Annotated in this window: 9 protein-coding genes; 2 read left to right on the forward strand and 7 right to left on the reverse strand. The window is 57.2% G+C overall.

Annotation, left to right across the window (positions count from 1 at the left end):
- Positions 1-91: 91 nt before the first annotated feature.
- On the reverse strand, positions 92-628 hold the full coding sequence (locus tag BMZ81_RS06555) for a hypothetical protein (protein ID WP_091130042.1): 537 nt from the start codon (positions 626-628) through the stop codon (positions 92-94).
- A 191-nt stretch (positions 629-819) separates the two neighbouring features.
- Complete coding sequence (locus BMZ81_RS06560) at positions 820-2,337, reverse strand: YifB family Mg chelatase-like AAA ATPase (RefSeq protein WP_091130045.1); 1,518 nt, start codon at positions 2,335-2,337, stop codon at positions 820-822.
- Positions 2,338-2,652: 315 nt separating this feature from the next.
- On the opposite strand from BMZ81_RS06560, the gene nifJ reads away from it, so the two are divergent.
- Both nifJ and BMZ81_RS06570 read left to right on the forward strand, forming a co-directional pair.
- Positions 2,653-6,180 carry a pyruvate:ferredoxin (flavodoxin) oxidoreductase gene (nifJ, locus tag BMZ81_RS06565; protein ID WP_091130046.1) on the forward strand — a complete coding sequence of 1,176 codons (3,528 nt, stop codon included), beginning with the start codon at positions 2,653-2,655 and terminating at the stop codon, positions 6,178-6,180.
- 245 nt (positions 6,181-6,425) lie between these two features.
- Entirely contained in the window at positions 6,426-8,429 is a 2,004-nt protein-coding gene (locus BMZ81_RS06570) for an LTA synthase family protein (protein WP_091130049.1), read from the forward strand.
- Positions 8,430-8,690: 261 nt separating this feature from the next.
- Here the strand turns inward: BMZ81_RS06570 and BMZ81_RS06575 are convergent, their stop codons facing one another.
- The 5 genes from BMZ81_RS06575 to BMZ81_RS06595 all read right to left on the reverse strand — a co-directional run bounded on the left by BMZ81_RS06575 (position 8,691) and on the right by BMZ81_RS06595 (position 14,526).
- The gene (locus tag BMZ81_RS06575) at positions 8,691-9,437 is read right to left on the reverse strand and encodes a type 1 glutamine amidotransferase (RefSeq protein WP_091130052.1); all 747 of its coding nucleotides are present in this window, start codon (positions 9,435-9,437) and stop codon (positions 8,691-8,693) included.
- 4 nt (positions 9,438-9,441) lie between these two features.
- Positions 9,442-10,794, reverse strand: a complete 1,353-nt coding sequence (locus tag BMZ81_RS06580; protein WP_091130055.1) for a Mur ligase family protein — start codon at positions 10,792-10,794, stop codon at positions 9,442-9,444.
- A complete protein-coding gene (locus BMZ81_RS06585) occupies positions 10,791-11,471 on the reverse strand; it encodes a cyclase family protein (RefSeq protein WP_091130057.1) in 681 nt (226 codons plus the stop codon). Before BMZ81_RS06585 ends, BMZ81_RS06580 begins: the two co-directional genes overlap by 4 nt.
- Before the next feature lie 158 nt (positions 11,472-11,629).
- Entirely contained in the window at positions 11,630-13,495 is a 1,866-nt protein-coding gene (gene mnmG / locus BMZ81_RS06590) for a tRNA uridine-5-carboxymethylaminomethyl(34) synthesis enzyme MnmG (protein ID WP_091130059.1), read from the reverse strand.
- Between the two features lie 173 nt (positions 13,496-13,668).
- Positions 13,669-14,526 (reverse strand): metallophosphoesterase, encoded by an 858-nt coding sequence (locus BMZ81_RS06595; protein WP_091130061.1) that lies wholly within the window; start codon positions 14,524-14,526, stop codon positions 13,669-13,671.
- Between the last annotated feature and the right edge of the window lie 314 nt (positions 14,527-14,840).

Consider the following 14,840-nt stretch of genomic DNA (forward strand, 5'->3'; position numbering starts at 1 on the left):
TATTTATTCTTCCGGATCTGTGGGGAGCTCTGCAGGAATGGGATTCTCCACCAACTCCTGCCGCCCGTCCGGCCAGCAAATCAACAGCAACTCACTTCACCCCCCAGATTCGGAACCGGCATCCGACGGCGAAAGTCAGATTGGTGATGGCGCCGGAATAGTCCAAATAGGAGATGTAGCTGAAGCGGTGGGAAAGCGGAAGAAATTCTGCCGTTTGATAGCAAAGTGACAGTGCATTGACCGAGCATTGGACATTCTGGTTGCAAAATAAGATCAGTCGGCTGGGACCATATCGGGACGATTCCTGTACGCTTTCTCCATTACTGTATGCGGATCCAACCTCGGTGCTATTATCAAACTCAATTTTGACGGTTCCCTTGTTGTTGGAGAGCAGTTCCGCATCCACCACGATAGACTGCCACTGACTCCAGTCGATGTCGTCTAACTGTATTCGAATACTGGTGGCACTTTCTGTGGTTACGATTTCCCGAATCGGCCGCAGAATGGACTGTCCGGCGGCCGCCGCCAGGGCGGTGTCAATTTTTTTGTTGTCACGGTTGAAGTCTGTCCGGAGAATCCGGTCGGAGGGTTCCCACTGACAGAGCTGATAATTGGTCGTTTGCAGCAAATGAAATGTCTCCTTTTTCGTTGTTTTTGGGGGAAAATTCAGGGGGCTGGCCAAGCCCCACACTATTATATAGTGTGGGGAGGTTCCTGCACGGCTTGCTGCATGCCGTGCAGTAGAAAAATTCAGCCCACCCGATACCTATATAAATATTAAAACGGCCCCCGCCGCGCATGCCGCGGCGGGGGCCAAACCTATCCCCTTAAAATATCCGTGTTTCGGAACGAAATCGCCTCGGCCAGATGATCCGGGCCAATGTCGGCCGCACCGTCCAGATCCGCGATGGTCCGGGCTACCCGGAGAATCCGGTCGTGGGAACGGGCGCTCAGCCCCATGCGGGAGAAGGCGGCCTTCATCAGCGCCTCGCCCCGGCTGTCCAGGCGGCAATGCGCCGCCAGCTGGGCCGGGGACAGCCGGGCGTTGCAGACGGCGCCGCTCCCGCCCAAACGGGCGGTCTGAATGGCCCGGGCGGCGTCCACCCGCTGCTTGACCTCCGCTGAGGATTCCGGTGTTTCTCTCCGCCGCATGGCCTCATACTCCACGGAGGGGACGTGAACATGCAGGTCAATCCGGTCCAGCAGGGGGCCGGAGATCTTCTGCACGTATTTTTCCACCTCCCGGTCGGAGCAGGTGCACTTGCCGGACGGATGCCCCCGCCAGCCGCAGCGGCAGGGGTTCATGGCGCAGATCAGCTGAAACCGGGCGGGCAGGTGCAGCGTGCCGCCTGACCGGGCTACGGTGACCTCGCCCTCCTCCAGGGGCTGCCGCATGGCCTCCAGTACATCCCGCCGGAATTCCGGCAGTTCGTCCAGAAACAAAATCCCGTGATGGGCCAGGGAGATTTCTCCGGGACGGAGGGCCGGGCCGCCCCCTGCCAGCGCCGCGGCGGAGGCGGTGTGATGGGGCGCGCGGAAGGGCCGCCTGGTCAGCAGCGGCTGCGAAGGATCCGTCAGGCCTGCTACGGACCAAATGCCGGAGACCTCCAACGCCTCGTCCCGGCTCATATCCGGCAGAATAGAGGGCAGCCGCTTGGCAAGCATGGACTTGCCGGCGCCCGGACTGCCAATCATCAAAAGATTGTGCCCACCCGCCGCGGCAATTTCCAGCGCCCGTTTCACGTTTTCCTGTCCCATCACGTCCCGGAAATCCGGCAGGGGGGTGCGGTCAGGCTCCGGTGCCCAGGCGGGGGCCGGAGAGAGGAGGCTCTCCCCCCGCAGATGAGCCGCCAGGGAACGGACGTCCGGCACGCCGTATACCGTCAGCCCGGATGCCAGCGTGGCCTCGGCGGCATTCTCCGCCGGAACAAACAGCTGGCGCACGCCCGCCTCCCGGGCGGCCAGGGCCATCGGCAAAACACCCGCAACGCCGCGCAGGGATCCGGTAAGGGACAACTCTCCCAAAAAGGCCGCGTCCTCCGGCAGAGGAGGCAGATCGCCGCCGGCGGCCAGAATTCCCACAAAAATGGGCAGGTCATAGATTGTTCCGGCCTTTTTTTGACCGGCGGGAGCCAGATTGACCGTGATGCGGCTGACCGGGAATTTGGCGCCGCAGTTCTTCACCGCAGCCCGCACCCGCTCCCGGGCCTCCCGCACCGCGGTGTCCGGCAGACCCACCACATCAAAGGCGGGCAGCCCGCCGGAGAGAAAACACTCCGCGCTGACCTCATACCCTGTGATGCCGTTCAGCCCCATGGAGCGCACCGTCACGACCATTCATACCACCCCGTCTGCACCGGCATAAAAACCGGCTGGAAAATCAATGAAAATCTGGAGGAATGCTTCTTGAAGTTTACCACAAATTGACGAAATAGGGAACACTGAATTCGAAAAGTGCCTAAAAAAAGGAAAATATTTTGGACTTTACGCAGAAAAGGAAAAAATTGTGTAAAAAATAACAAAGTCCTGGTTTACAGAGAAAAGGACAAGTGATATAATACTATCGCATGAAAATTCCGGGGGAGTTTTATCTGGATTTCGTGTTTGGCTTAAGATTGCTGCCCAGGGCAGCAAATTGTAGGAGGTAAGTTTATGGCAAGAAAGTTCAAGTCCATGGACGGTAATAATGCTGCTGCCTATGTCAGCTATGCATTTACCGAAGTGGCGGGTATCTATCCGATTACCCCGTCCTCTCCCATGGCGGACCTGGTCGACCAGTGGTCTGCGGCCGGCCAGAAGAACATTTTCGGTACGACGGTCAAGGTATGCGAAATGCAGTCTGAGGCTGGCGCTTCCGGAACGGTTCACGGCTCTTTGGCGGCCGGTGCGCTGACCACTACCTATACCGCGTCTCAGGGCCTGCTGCTGATGATTCCCAATATGTATAAGATCGCCGGCGAGTTGTTGCCCTGCGTATTCCATGTCTCTGCACGTACGGTTTCCACCCACGCGCTGAATATCTTTGGCGATCATTCTGATGTCATGGCCTGCCGCCAGACCGGCTTTGCCATGCTGTGCGAGAATGATCCCCAGGAGGTCATGGATTTGGCTCCTGTGGCCCATCTGGCCGCAATTGAGGGCCGTGTCCCCTTTATTAACTTCTTTGATGGCTTCCGGACCTCTCACGAGATCCAGAAGGTGGCTGTATGGGATTACGAGGATCTGAAGGAAATGTGCGATATGGACGCTGTTACCGCGTTCCGCAAGCACGCCCTGAATCCCGAGCGCCCCAACATGCGCGGTTCCCACGAGAACGGCGATATTTTCTTCCAGCATCGTGAGGCCTGTAACCCCTATTATGATGCTCTGCCCGATGTGGTGGAGAAGTACATGGGCAAGGTCAACGAGAAGCTGGGCACCGACTATCAGCTGTTCAACTATTATGGCGCGCCCGACGCAGACCGCGTCATCATCGCCATGGGCTCCATCTGCGACGTGGCCGAGGAAGTTATCGACTACATGACCGCCCAGGGCGAGAAGGTCGGTATGGTGAAGGTTCGCCTGTACCGCCCCTTCCGGGCTGACAAGCTGATTGCAGCCATTCCCGCCACTGCCAGGAAGATCGCCGTTCTGGACCGTACCAAGGAGCCCGGCTCCCAGGGTGAGCCCCTGTACATGGATGTTGTCACCGCGCTGGCCAATGCCGGCAAGACCGATATCCAGGTGATCGGCGGCCGTTACGGCCTGGGCAGCAAGGATACGCCGCCCCGGAGCGTCTTTGCCGTGTATGAGGAGCTGGCCAAGGATCAGATGAAGCGTCAGTTCACCATCGGCATCGTGGACGATGTCACGCACCTCTCCCTGGAGGAGAGGCCCGCTCCCAGCGTGGCTCCCGCCGGCACGATCGCCTGCAAGTTCTGGGGCCTGGGCGGCGACGGCACCGTGGGCGCCAACAAGAACTCCATCAAGATCATCGGCGACCACACCGATAAATATGTGCAGGCGTACTTCCAGTACGACTCCAAGAAGACCGGCGGCGTGACCATCAGCCATCTGCGCTTTGGTGATAAGCCCATCAAGTCTTCTTATTACATCAATAAGGCCGACTTTGTGGCCTGCCATGTGCCCGCTTACATCACCAAGGGATTCCCCATTGTCCGCGACGTAAAGCCCGGCGGCACTTTCCTGATCAACTGCCAGTGGAGTGATGAGGATCTGAGTCACCATCTGGATGCCGCGTCCAAGCGCTATATCGCAAAGAATAACATCCAGGTTTATACCATTGATGCTATCGATCTGGCTGCCAAGATCGGCATGGGCAAGCGGACCAATACGATCCTGCAGTCCGCGTTCTTCTCTCTGGCTAAGGTGATGCCTGGCGCAGAGGCTGTCCAGTACATGAAGGACGCTGCCACCCACTCCTACCTGAAGAAGGGCCAGGATGTGGTGGATATGAACCACAAGGCTATTGACGCCGGCGCGACTGCTTACAAGAAGTTCGATGTGCCGGCTGACTGGGCGGATGCGAAGGATGAGAACACCGGCGTCAAGCACGAGGGCCCTGCCGCTCTGGTGGAGCAGGTGAGCACCATCCTGGATCCCGTTGGCAAGATGGACGGCGACAGCCTGCCTGTGTCCGCATTCGTCAAGCACGTGGACGGCCAGTTTGAGCTGGGCGCCGCCGCTTACGAAAAGCGCGGCGTGGCGGTGAGCGTCCCCACCTGGGATTCCACCAAGTGCATCCAGTGCAACAACTGCGCCTATGTCTGCCCCCATGCCACCATCCGTCCCTACGCGCTGACGGAGGAGGAGGCCAAGAATGCCCCCGCCGCCGCTAAGATTGTGGATGTGAAGGCCGGCAAGGGCAAGGGCGTGTACAAGTATACCATGGCCGTGTCTCCTCTGGACTGCATGGGCTGCGGCGTCTGCGTGGGCCAGTGCCCGGTGGATGCCCTGGCAATGGTTCCCCAGGAGCAGGAGGCCGCTCAGCAGGAGGTCTGGGGCTACTGCGTGGAGAAGGTCGCTGAGAAGAAGGACATGCAGGACGATACCGTCAAGGGCAGCCAGTTCAAGCAGCCCATGCTGGAATTCTCCGGCTCCTGCGCAGGCTGCGCCGAGACCAGCTATGCCCGCCTGATTACCCAGCTCTTCGGCGATCATATGTATATCTCCAACGCCACCGGCTGCTCTTCCATCTGGGGCGGTCCGGCTGCCACCTCTCCTTACTGCACGAACAAGGCCGGCCATGGCCCTGCCTGGTCCAACTCCCTGTTTGAGGACAACGCAGAGCACGGCTTGGGCATGTTCCTGGGCCAGCAGGCCACCCGCAGCCGCTTGGCTGAGCAGATCAAGGAACTGGCCGGAGTGACGACCATTCCCGCCAAGAAGGCTGCTTGCGAGGAATACCTCGCCACCATGGAGGACTACACTGCCAATAAGCCCGCCACCGACAAGCTGATTGCCGAACTGGAGGCCGATCCCGACTGCCCGTACAGCAAGGCTATCCTGGCGGATAAGGAATATCTGTGCAAGAAGTCCATGTGGATTTTCGGCGGCGACGGCTGGGCCTATGACATCGGCTTCGGCGGTGTGGATCATGTGCTGGCCTCCGGCAATGATGTGAACATCTTCGTCTTCGATACCGAGGTCTATTCCAATACCGGCGGACAGGCTTCCAAGGCCTCCAACATCGGCCAGGTGGCACAGTTCGCCGCGGCCGGCAAGGAGATCAAGAAGAAGTCCCTGGCGGAGATTGCCATGAGTTACGGCTATATCTATGTGGCACAGGTGGCCATGGGTGCCAATCCTGCGCAGACACTGAAAGCCATTAAGGAGGCCGAGGCCTATCACGGTCCCTCCCTGATCATCGGCTATTCTCCCTGCGAGATGCATTCCATCAAGGGCGGCATGATGAATGCCCAGAAGGAAATGAAGCGTGCTGTGGACTGCGGCTATTGGAACCTGTTCCGCTTTAATCCCACTGCCGAGGGCGCCAAGTTCACCCTGGATTCCAAGGAGCCGGCCGGCGGCTATCAGGAGTTCCTGATGAACGAAGCCCGCTACAGCCGCCTTACCCGTGAGTTCCCGGAACGCGCCACTGTGCTGTTTGAGAAATCCGAGGAGGCTGCAAAGGCACGGTATGAGCATCTGCTCAAGCTGAAGAGCATGTACGAGGGCTGATCCCCTGTTCAACCGGATAAAAAGGCCACGGGAGCTTCCCGTGGCCTTTTTGCGCGGATAACAGGAAAAAACAGAGCTGGGTAAGCGGCCTGCCTCAATATGCTGCTCAAGACAGGCTGCCAAGCAACCGTGTGACGGGCCATTCCAATACCTGTGTAAAAAACAATCAAAAATTTTATAAAAAGAGGTAGAAACTCCGGGGCCAAAGGACTATAATCTTTCAGTCTATCAAAGAGGAGGCTATTATGAAACGGAAGAGAAAGACCTCTGCGGCCCCGGATGCCAAGCATCCGCAGGAACGCAGAGCGTTCCTGTATATGGTTTTGCTGGCCTTGCTGGATACGTTGGTCATTGAACTTTTTAACCACAAGACATTTACAGAAGGCCTGGGCACCTTCTTGAAATTTGTGACCGAGGCGCCGCTGGCCCTGTTGGTCAATGTGATGCTTGTCCTGGCAACGCTGGTTCCGGCCATGTTTCTCCGGCGTCAGGTGTTTTGGTGTGTGCTGGCATCGGCGGTTTGGCTGGCCGCGGGCGCGGCCAATGGGTTTATCCTGCTGAACCGCATGACACCGTTTACCATCGCGGATTTGACTGTCCTGAACAGCGGTCTGGATACCCTGCCCAACTACCTTTCCAAAGGGTATATCGCCCTGCTGGCAACAGGGCTGATTGGCCTGCTTGTGGGGCTGATTCTGCTGTTTTGGCGTGGGCCCAAAAGTCCTGCCGGTGGGCGCCGGCGGATTTTGTCCGGTCTGCTGGCCTTGATCATCAGCGGCGGCGCGCTGGCCGCCAGTTGGTCGGCGGCCTTTCAAACCAGGCAGCTGAGCACGGTTTTTTCCAACCTGGCATTTGCCTATGAGGATTACGGCTTTTCTTATTGTTTTCTTGAAACCTGGCTGAACAAGGGAATTCCCCGCCCCATCGGATATCAGGCTTCTTCCGTCCGGGCAGTGGAGGCGCGGGTGGAGGAAAATATGCTGGCGGAGGCGGCGCCTGCCCAGACGGATGTAAATATCATTTATGTGCAGCTGGAGTCTTTCGTGGATCCCAATGAGATCAAAGGGCTGGAACTGTCGGAAAACGCAGTGCCAAACTGGACGGCATTGACAGAACAGTATGCCTCCGGCTACCTGACGGTTCCGGTGGTAGGAGCGGGCACTGCCAACACGGAGTTTGAGATGCTCACTGGTATGAGCACCCGGTTTTTTGGCCCTGGAGAGTATCCCTATGAGACACGGATGCTGGACCGAACGGCGGAATCTGTGGCCTATGACTTAAAGGAAAATGGATACGCCACCCATGCGATTCACAACCACCGGGCCACGTTTTACAGCCGCAACCAGGTATATGCAAATTTGGGGTTTGATGATTTTACTTCATTGGAATATATGCCAAAGGCAGAAATGACCCCTAAAAACTGGGCAAAGGACCGTATCCTGACCGGAGAAATTGTCAAGGCGCTGGACGCGACACCAAACCAGCCGGATCTGGTGTTTACCGTCTCTGTTCAGGGACACGGGAAATATCCAAAAACCCAGGTTCTGGTGGATCCTGCGATTACGGTAGAGGCCTGCCCGGATCAGGAATATCAGTATGCCTTTGAGTACTATGTCAATCAGATCCGGGAGATGGATACCTTTGTGGGCGAACTGACATCGGCTCTGGAGGAACGGAGTGAAAAAACCGTTTTGGTGCTCTACGGCGACCATCTGCCTGCGCTGAATTTAGAAACGCATGACATGAAGAGCGGCAGCCTGTATCGAACCCGTTACGTGGTTTGGAACAACTTTGGGCTGGAAAAGCAGGATGAGGATCTGGCATCCTATCAGCTGTCAGCGTCAGTGCTGGGGGAGCTCGGAATCACCACGGGATTTCTCAACCGCTTTCATCAGGTTTGCAGGGAAGAACCCACCTATCGCCTGGACTTGAAACTGCTGCAGTATGATGTGCTGTACGGACGCCGGTATCTTTATGGGGACACCTCGCCGTATGAACCCACGGACATGCAGATGGGGATGGTTCCCATCACAGTGAGAGGCCTTTATCCATGGGGAAAGAACTGGATGGTAACCGGAGAAAACTTCAGCCCTTATTGTGAGGTTACAGTAGATGGGAAACAGCTGGATACAGAGTACCGTTCCTCCCGCATTTTGTGCCTGACAGAGGATCCGGGGACGGAGAGTTACCGGGATCTGGATATTCGCGTGGTGGATAAGCACAACGAGGTTTTAAGTGATACGGAATAACAGACACTGGGCCCGCAGACATTTGTTCTGCAGGCCCAGCATTTTTGCTCACCGAAAGCCGGCTGCTATCTGCAACACCGGCCAAATGGGAGGAAAAGGCGTTGCGAAGAGCGGTGCCGCCAGGAACACGCCGCCGGATATAAAATTGTTTCCATAAAAACTTCCTTTTACGGCATATGGCTGGAACAGACCGTGTCTTTGGGCTGCGTCAGATGCCCAATAAAGCCATAAAAAAGCGGGAACCGCAGTCCCCGCTTCGTTTTATTTTGTTGTTTTCTGTGCTTCGCAGCGCAACCGCAGCTGCTCCGCGGTGATGGCATAACTGCCGTCCGCCCAGCGGTTCGCAGGGCGCTCCTCTGGCAACGAAGCATTCCGCTGACGAAGAATTGCATCGGCCACTGTATCCAGAAGACGGGGATTTTTCACCAAAAGGGGACCTGTCAATTCAGAGGCAAATACATGGTTCCAGTGGAATCCCTCAGGGCCGCCTTCTGCCTCGTTGCCAAATCCCATGGCCAGAGAGGTCAACAACGGCGTTTTGACACCGGTGATATGAGCACACTTGTTCATAAAGCCAACAACCGCACCGGAGTAAAGATCGGTAACCCCATAAACATCCCCAACCATACGGTGCGGACCCTGTACCGCCACAAAGTCTGCTAATCCCATCCCATCATAGATGGTCCCGCCTGCGTCGGTGATGGTTTTTCCCAGCAGCTCCATAGCGGTTCCGGCGAACAGCATCGCGGTGCCGCGTTCCGCCGCGGCCTTCACCGCATCGCTGCAGCGCATAAAATCTGCCAGCGCTGCTTTCTGCGCACGCTCCGTGCCGGCCCCCATAAAAAGGAAGTCCGCTCCAGCCAAATCAATCTCCTGGCCGGGAAGCACGGATTCCACTACCACAGTGTTTCCGAGTTCCTCCAAATACCGCTTCAAAACGGAGAGATTGGCGTAACTGCCGTACAGGCTCATCAGATCGGGATAGAAATGGATGAATCGAAATTCCATCGCCTTACGCCTCCTTTTTCACACCCGGCAGGGTCAGCAGCTTGTCCCGATCTGAAAAACAGGTGACCACATACAGATCCTCCCTGCCGGCCAGGGCTTGCTCTGCACCGTCCTGCAAACGGGCGGCAGTCTTCGGAATGCTTGGCTGCACTTCCAGTTTTTCCTCCGGAATGCCGGTAAAGGAAAACCGCTCTGCCAAGTCATTGCAGTACTGTCCGGCCAACAAAATCTTTTTGACGTGTGGGACATTCAATTGGTCAAAATCAATGTCCCACAGCCAGCTGGTCTCACTGGTGAAGTACTTGCGGCTCACGGCGTCCACAATGACCAACACCACGCAATCGGATCTGGTGGAGGCAATATAACGCAAGTTGGTGTCGTAGGCAATGCTGTTTTCGTGCTTGGAGGTCAGCAGCACGCCATGGTGATTTCCCAGGATAAACTTCTGCATCCGCCCATTTTTCAGAATATAGTTGTTGATAACACCGGCAATGGTGTCCTGAGCGATACCTACCCGGCGGCAGGCCGCATAGGCAGCCAGAATGTTATAGACATTGTAAATGCTGCGGAAAGCCAGCTGAATGGTGACGGTGCCATCGATGGTCAGAGAGCCCCGCTCCAGATCCAGGCTGGTGGCAGTATAGTCCGTTTTTGGTTTGCAGTGGCTGCACTTGGTGCACCGGTAGGCGCCGATGTGATTATAGTGGACATAGTCATACTCCATGGGGGCATGGCAAACAGGGCAATAAGCACCGTCATGATACACGCCGGTGGGAGCATCCGTATCCGTGCTGCAGCGGTCCAAACCGAACCACTGTACCCGCTCATGGCCGTCTGCAAAGCAGCTGGACAGGGGATCGTCCGCGTTGAGGATAAGCTCTGTCTCCGGAGCGATAGCGGGGAGAATGGCATCGTATACCCACTCTGGATGACCGTTCCGGGTCATCTGGTCCCGATACAGATTGGTAATGACAAACTCCGTGGGGTGGAAAAACTGGAAACTGTGCGCGGCATACCGCTCATCAGACTCAATCAGCAGCACATCTGCGTTGACCCGGCCGCCAAAGGTGGCGTGTGTTAGCACCATCGTGGTGACGCCTTCAATCTGGTTGGCGCCCTCCTCGTTGTAAACCACTGTTTTGCCGCCCGCCCGGAGAATCGCAGCTATCATTTCCACAGTGGAGGTCTTTCCGTTGCTGCCGGTGACGGCAATGACATGCTGGGGAAGCTCCACCTGCCGCAAAATATCCGGACAGATCTTCAGGGCAAATTTTCCGGGCATGGAACTGCCCTTGCCCACCAGCTTTCCAACTGCCCGGCCCATTTTGCACACCAGGATGGCGAGAAATTTCCTCATTTCTCCAGCATCTCCTTTTCCTCCGGCTCCGGAAAATCACGAAACTCCGCAATGGCACGAACCGGCGCGCCGTCGGCATCTTCAAATTTCAGCGGAAGGGCGAAGAACATGATGTCCCGCCGACCTACCAGCTTTTTCAGGCACAGGTTTTCCACGATGACGAGGCCGCCGTTCAGCAGAACGTGATGAGCGGTAAACCCTGCATCGGACAGCGCGTCCACGCTGATGGCGTCAGTCCCCACGCCTTTGAGTCCACAGCACACCAGATACTGGGCGGCTTCCGCATCCAAAATGGGAAAGGGGTCATCCAAAAAGGCAGGCGTATCCCACTTTTTCTCCCAGCCTGTATAGAAAAGCGCGAAGTCGGCGGAGCGAAGATAGCCGTTTTGCTCCCGCAGAAAATCAGCGGTGATGACACTGCCGGGAGCCAAGTGGGAAACGTTAATCACAGCGGCCCGTCCGCAGAATTGGGAGGCGGGCAGCTGATCCAAGCCAAAGCCATCCGGCAGAATATGCCGGGGAGCATCCATGTGGGTTCCTGTGTGAGATCCAACCTGCAACAGTGTTTCCCGGGCGCCGTCCCGGGTGATGGAGCGCGTGACGGAGAAGGAGGGGGCGGGAGTGCCGGGATAGACGAAAGTTTCCGGCGTAATGGTGTGTGTCAGATCAATAATCATGGAAAGCTTCCTTCCTTTGCAGTATAGACAGTTTTTCTCTCTCAAATACCGGGGACAGAGGCTGCGGCCGCCTGTCCCGAAAATCCAACAAATCAAAAAGCTGCGGAACGTCCTGCCGCTGAAATCTATCGGAGGACGCGTTCCCGGACAAAAAACGGCTATTTTTCCAGATGGATCATCAAAGCCGCAATGTCTGCCGGGCTGACGCCGGAGATGCGGGAGGCCTGTCCCAGATCCAGAGGGCGCACAGCATCCAGCTTCTCCCGGGCTTCCAGCCGCAGGCCCTGGATGCCGCTGTAGTCCAGATCGGGTGGGAGTTTATGGGATTCCATCTTCTGAAAATCCGCCACCTGCTTCTGCTGCCGCTGGATATATCCCTCGTACTTGACGGAGATCTCCACCTGCTCTGCCACATCTTCCGGCAGGCTTGGACGGGTGGGGTCAAAGGGAGCCAGCTCCCCATAATGGAGCTGAGGCCGCCGCAGCAGGGAAATCAGGGGACAACCGTCAGTGACATCCGCTGTCTCTTTTTCCGCCAGAAAGGCGGAGAGGGCGGGAGAGGGAGAAGCGCCCGTATGGGTCAGACGGTAGATCTCCCGCCGGACAGCCTCGTATTTGTCCTCCACTGCCCGCAGCCGCTCCGCAGATACCAGACCAATTTCGTGGCCCTTCCGGGTCAGCCGCGCATCGGCGTTGTCCTGTCGCAGCAAGAGGCGGTATTCACTGCGGGATGTCATAATGCGGTAAGGCTCGTTGGTGCCCTTGGTCACCAGATCGTCAACCAGAGTGCCGATATAGCTCTCGCTGCGGGAGAGAACGAAATCATCCTGCCCCCGCAGTTTGCGAACGGCGTTCACGCCCGCAACAAAGCCCTGCACCGCTGCCTCCTCGTACCCGGAGGAGCCGTTGAACTGACCGGCACCGTATAACCCGGAAACTGCCTTTGTCTCCAGAGTGGGCTTCAGGGCCAGGGGATCGATACAATCATACTCGATGGCATAGGCGGGGCGGGTCATCTCCGCATGGGTGAGCCCCGGGACACTGTGGAGCATCCGTACCTGCACCTCCTCCGGCATGGAGGAGGAGAAACCCTGAATGTACAACTCTTCTGTATTCAGCCCCATGGGCTCTACAAACAGCTGATGGCGGAGCTTGTCCGGAAAGCGGACGATTTTGGTTTCAAAAGAAGGGCAGTACCGGGGGCCGATGCCCTCGATAACTCCGGAGTAAATGGGAGAGCGGTCCAGATTCTCCTGCACAATCCGCCGGGTTTCCTCCGTAGTCCACGTGAGCCAGCAGACGGCCCGGTTTTCCGGCGGAGACTGGGTGGAGTAAGAGAAGGGAACAGGCAGTTCATCTCCAGGCTGCAGCTCCATGGCGCCGAAGTCCACACTGCGGGCGTTTACCCGGGGCGGCGTGCCGGTTTTAAAGCGCCGCAGAGGCAGTCCCAGGCGGAGCAGGGACTCCGTCAGCCGCCGCGCCGGGTGCATCCCGTCGGGGCCGGAGTCCTCCACACACTCACCGATGATGGTGCGGCCGGCCAGATACGTGCCGGTGGCGATGATGACGGCCCGTACATCGAATACCGCGCCGGTGGTCAAAACCACCTGGGAGACCGCGCCGCCCTCCGCCCGAACCTCTACCACCTCACCCTGACGGACGGTCAGGCGTTCCTGCTGTTCCAGGGTATGCTTCATCCGCTCCTGGTACTTCCGGCGGTCCGCCTGGGCCCGGAGGGACCAGACCGCAGGTCCCTTGCCCTTGTTCAGAAGACGGTACTGGATGCAGCACGCATCGGCGGCCCGTGCCATCTCGCCGCCCAAGGCGTCCAGCTCCCGGACCAGGTGGCCCTTGCCGGTGCCGCCGATGGCGGGGTTACAGGGCATATTGCCCACTGCGTCCAGGTTGATGGTAAAGACAATGGTCTCCATCCCCAGCCGGGCGGCGGCCAGCGCTGCCTCAATCCCGGCATGGCCGGCGCCAATCACGGCGACGTCAAATTGTCCGGCGTGAAACTCGGTCATGAAAAAATCCTTTCAGTAGGTGACAGATTGGATCTCAGTGCGGCCCATCAGTCAATCCACGGAGACATCATAGAAATCAGCGATTCGCAGCAGAATGCCATACCGAAGGAAGCGCCCGCCTTAAAGTCTGCTTGGCAGCACATCCGTCGGAAGCATGCCGAACGAATTTGAGATTATCCTTTTTGCAGAGTCACTACCGCAATCTCCGGCCGGTTGAACACACGGATCAGCGGCCCGGAATTGCCCAGCCCACGGGTGACGAACAGGGCGGATCCGTTCTTTTCATACAGCCCCGCGGTGTAGGAGGGAAAGAACGTCCGGTCAGTGGACAGCAGCCCATCGGTAAAGGGCAGGCGAACAATGCCGCCGTGGCCGTGTCCGGATACCACCAAATCCGCGCCCAGCAGGCTGTACTGGCTTTCAAAATGGTCGTTGCGGTGGGCCAGCAGAATCCAGAAGGGATCGCCCCAGGATGCATAGAGCTCAGAGGCCAGCTCCTCCGGCGTTTTTTGATCGGCATAGCCGTTGGGGTCGTCGATGCCGGCCAGCACAATGGAATCTCCGTTCCGCTCCAGCGCTACAAACTGGTTGGAGAGCACAGTTACGCCATGGGCCGCAAGGGTTTCCTTCAATGCCGGTACGCCGCCGATGGCCCACTCGTGATTGCCTGTGACATAGTAGGTTGGGGCAATGGCGGAGAGTCCGTTCGCAATTGACGCCGGGTATCCGGCCGCAGGGCCCCGATAGCGGTCTTCCAAATCCCCGAGATAGAAGATATAGTCCGGCTGCTCTGCCTCTACGGCAGAAAAAAGATCCTCATGATTCTCACCGAACTCCGCACCGTGCAGATCGCTGAGAACGGCGATGCGGCATCCGTCAAAACCAATGGGGAGCGAGGCAAAGGATGGGGTGAACCGGGTGACTTGCAGTGTGCGGTTATCCCACCAGAGGAAGCCGCCAATCAAAAAAGCAGCCAACAACAAAAAGCAGGCCGTCCGGCAAGGACGGCGTTTCCGCGGACGCTTTGCCATGATCCAGGGACCTCCTCCGCAAAATGAGAAATCAGGAATCCAACATGTACGTGTCCCTGAACTGTATCAAATGAATACACCTTAGTATAGCATAGAAGCGCACGGCTTTGCGAGAGAAAAAATGTACAAAGAACCATCGGAAAAAGAAGCAGATTCGCAGGCTTTCCGTGCGTTTTTCACAGGCCTTTTACAAATTTTTGAAACCTTGAAGAGAGCTCTTACGCGGAATTGACATATTGAATAAAAAAGCGTGTTAATTTTATGTAAATTATACAATTTTGATCTTGCAAAATAAAGAGAACCCTGCTATGATA

The sequence above is a fragment of the Oscillibacter sp. PC13 genome, from assembly GCF_900115635.1.
Classification (GTDB): domain Bacteria; phylum Bacillota; class Clostridia; order Oscillospirales; family Oscillospiraceae; genus Oscillibacter.

Excerpts from the sequence above, each read along its gene's own strand:
- BMZ81_RS06560 (WP_091130045.1), bottom strand. The coding sequence starts at position 2,337 with ATGGTCGTGACGGTGCGCTCCATGGGGCTGAACGGCATCACAGGGTAT.
- nifJ (WP_091130046.1), top strand. The coding sequence starts at position 2,653 with ATGGCAAGAAAGTTCAAGTCCATGGACGGTAATAATGCTGCTGCCTAT.
- BMZ81_RS06570 (WP_091130049.1), top strand. The coding sequence starts at position 6,426 with ATGAAACGGAAGAGAAAGACCTCTGCGGCCCCGGATGCCAAGCATCCG.
- BMZ81_RS06575 (WP_091130052.1), bottom strand. The coding sequence starts at position 9,437 with ATGGAATTTCGATTCATCCATTTCTATCCCGATCTGATGAGCCTGTAC.
- BMZ81_RS06580 (WP_091130055.1), bottom strand. The coding sequence starts at position 10,794 with ATGAGGAAATTTCTCGCCATCCTGGTGTGCAAAATGGGCCGGGCAGTT.
- BMZ81_RS06585 (WP_091130057.1), bottom strand. The coding sequence starts at position 11,471 with ATGATTATTGATCTGACACACACCATTACGCCGGAAACTTTCGTCTAT.
- mnmG (WP_091130059.1), bottom strand. The coding sequence starts at position 13,495 with ATGACCGAGTTTCACGCCGGACAATTTGACGTCGCCGTGATTGGCGCC.
- BMZ81_RS06595 (WP_091130061.1), bottom strand. The coding sequence starts at position 14,526 with ATGGCAAAGCGTCCGCGGAAACGCCGTCCTTGCCGGACGGCCTGCTTT.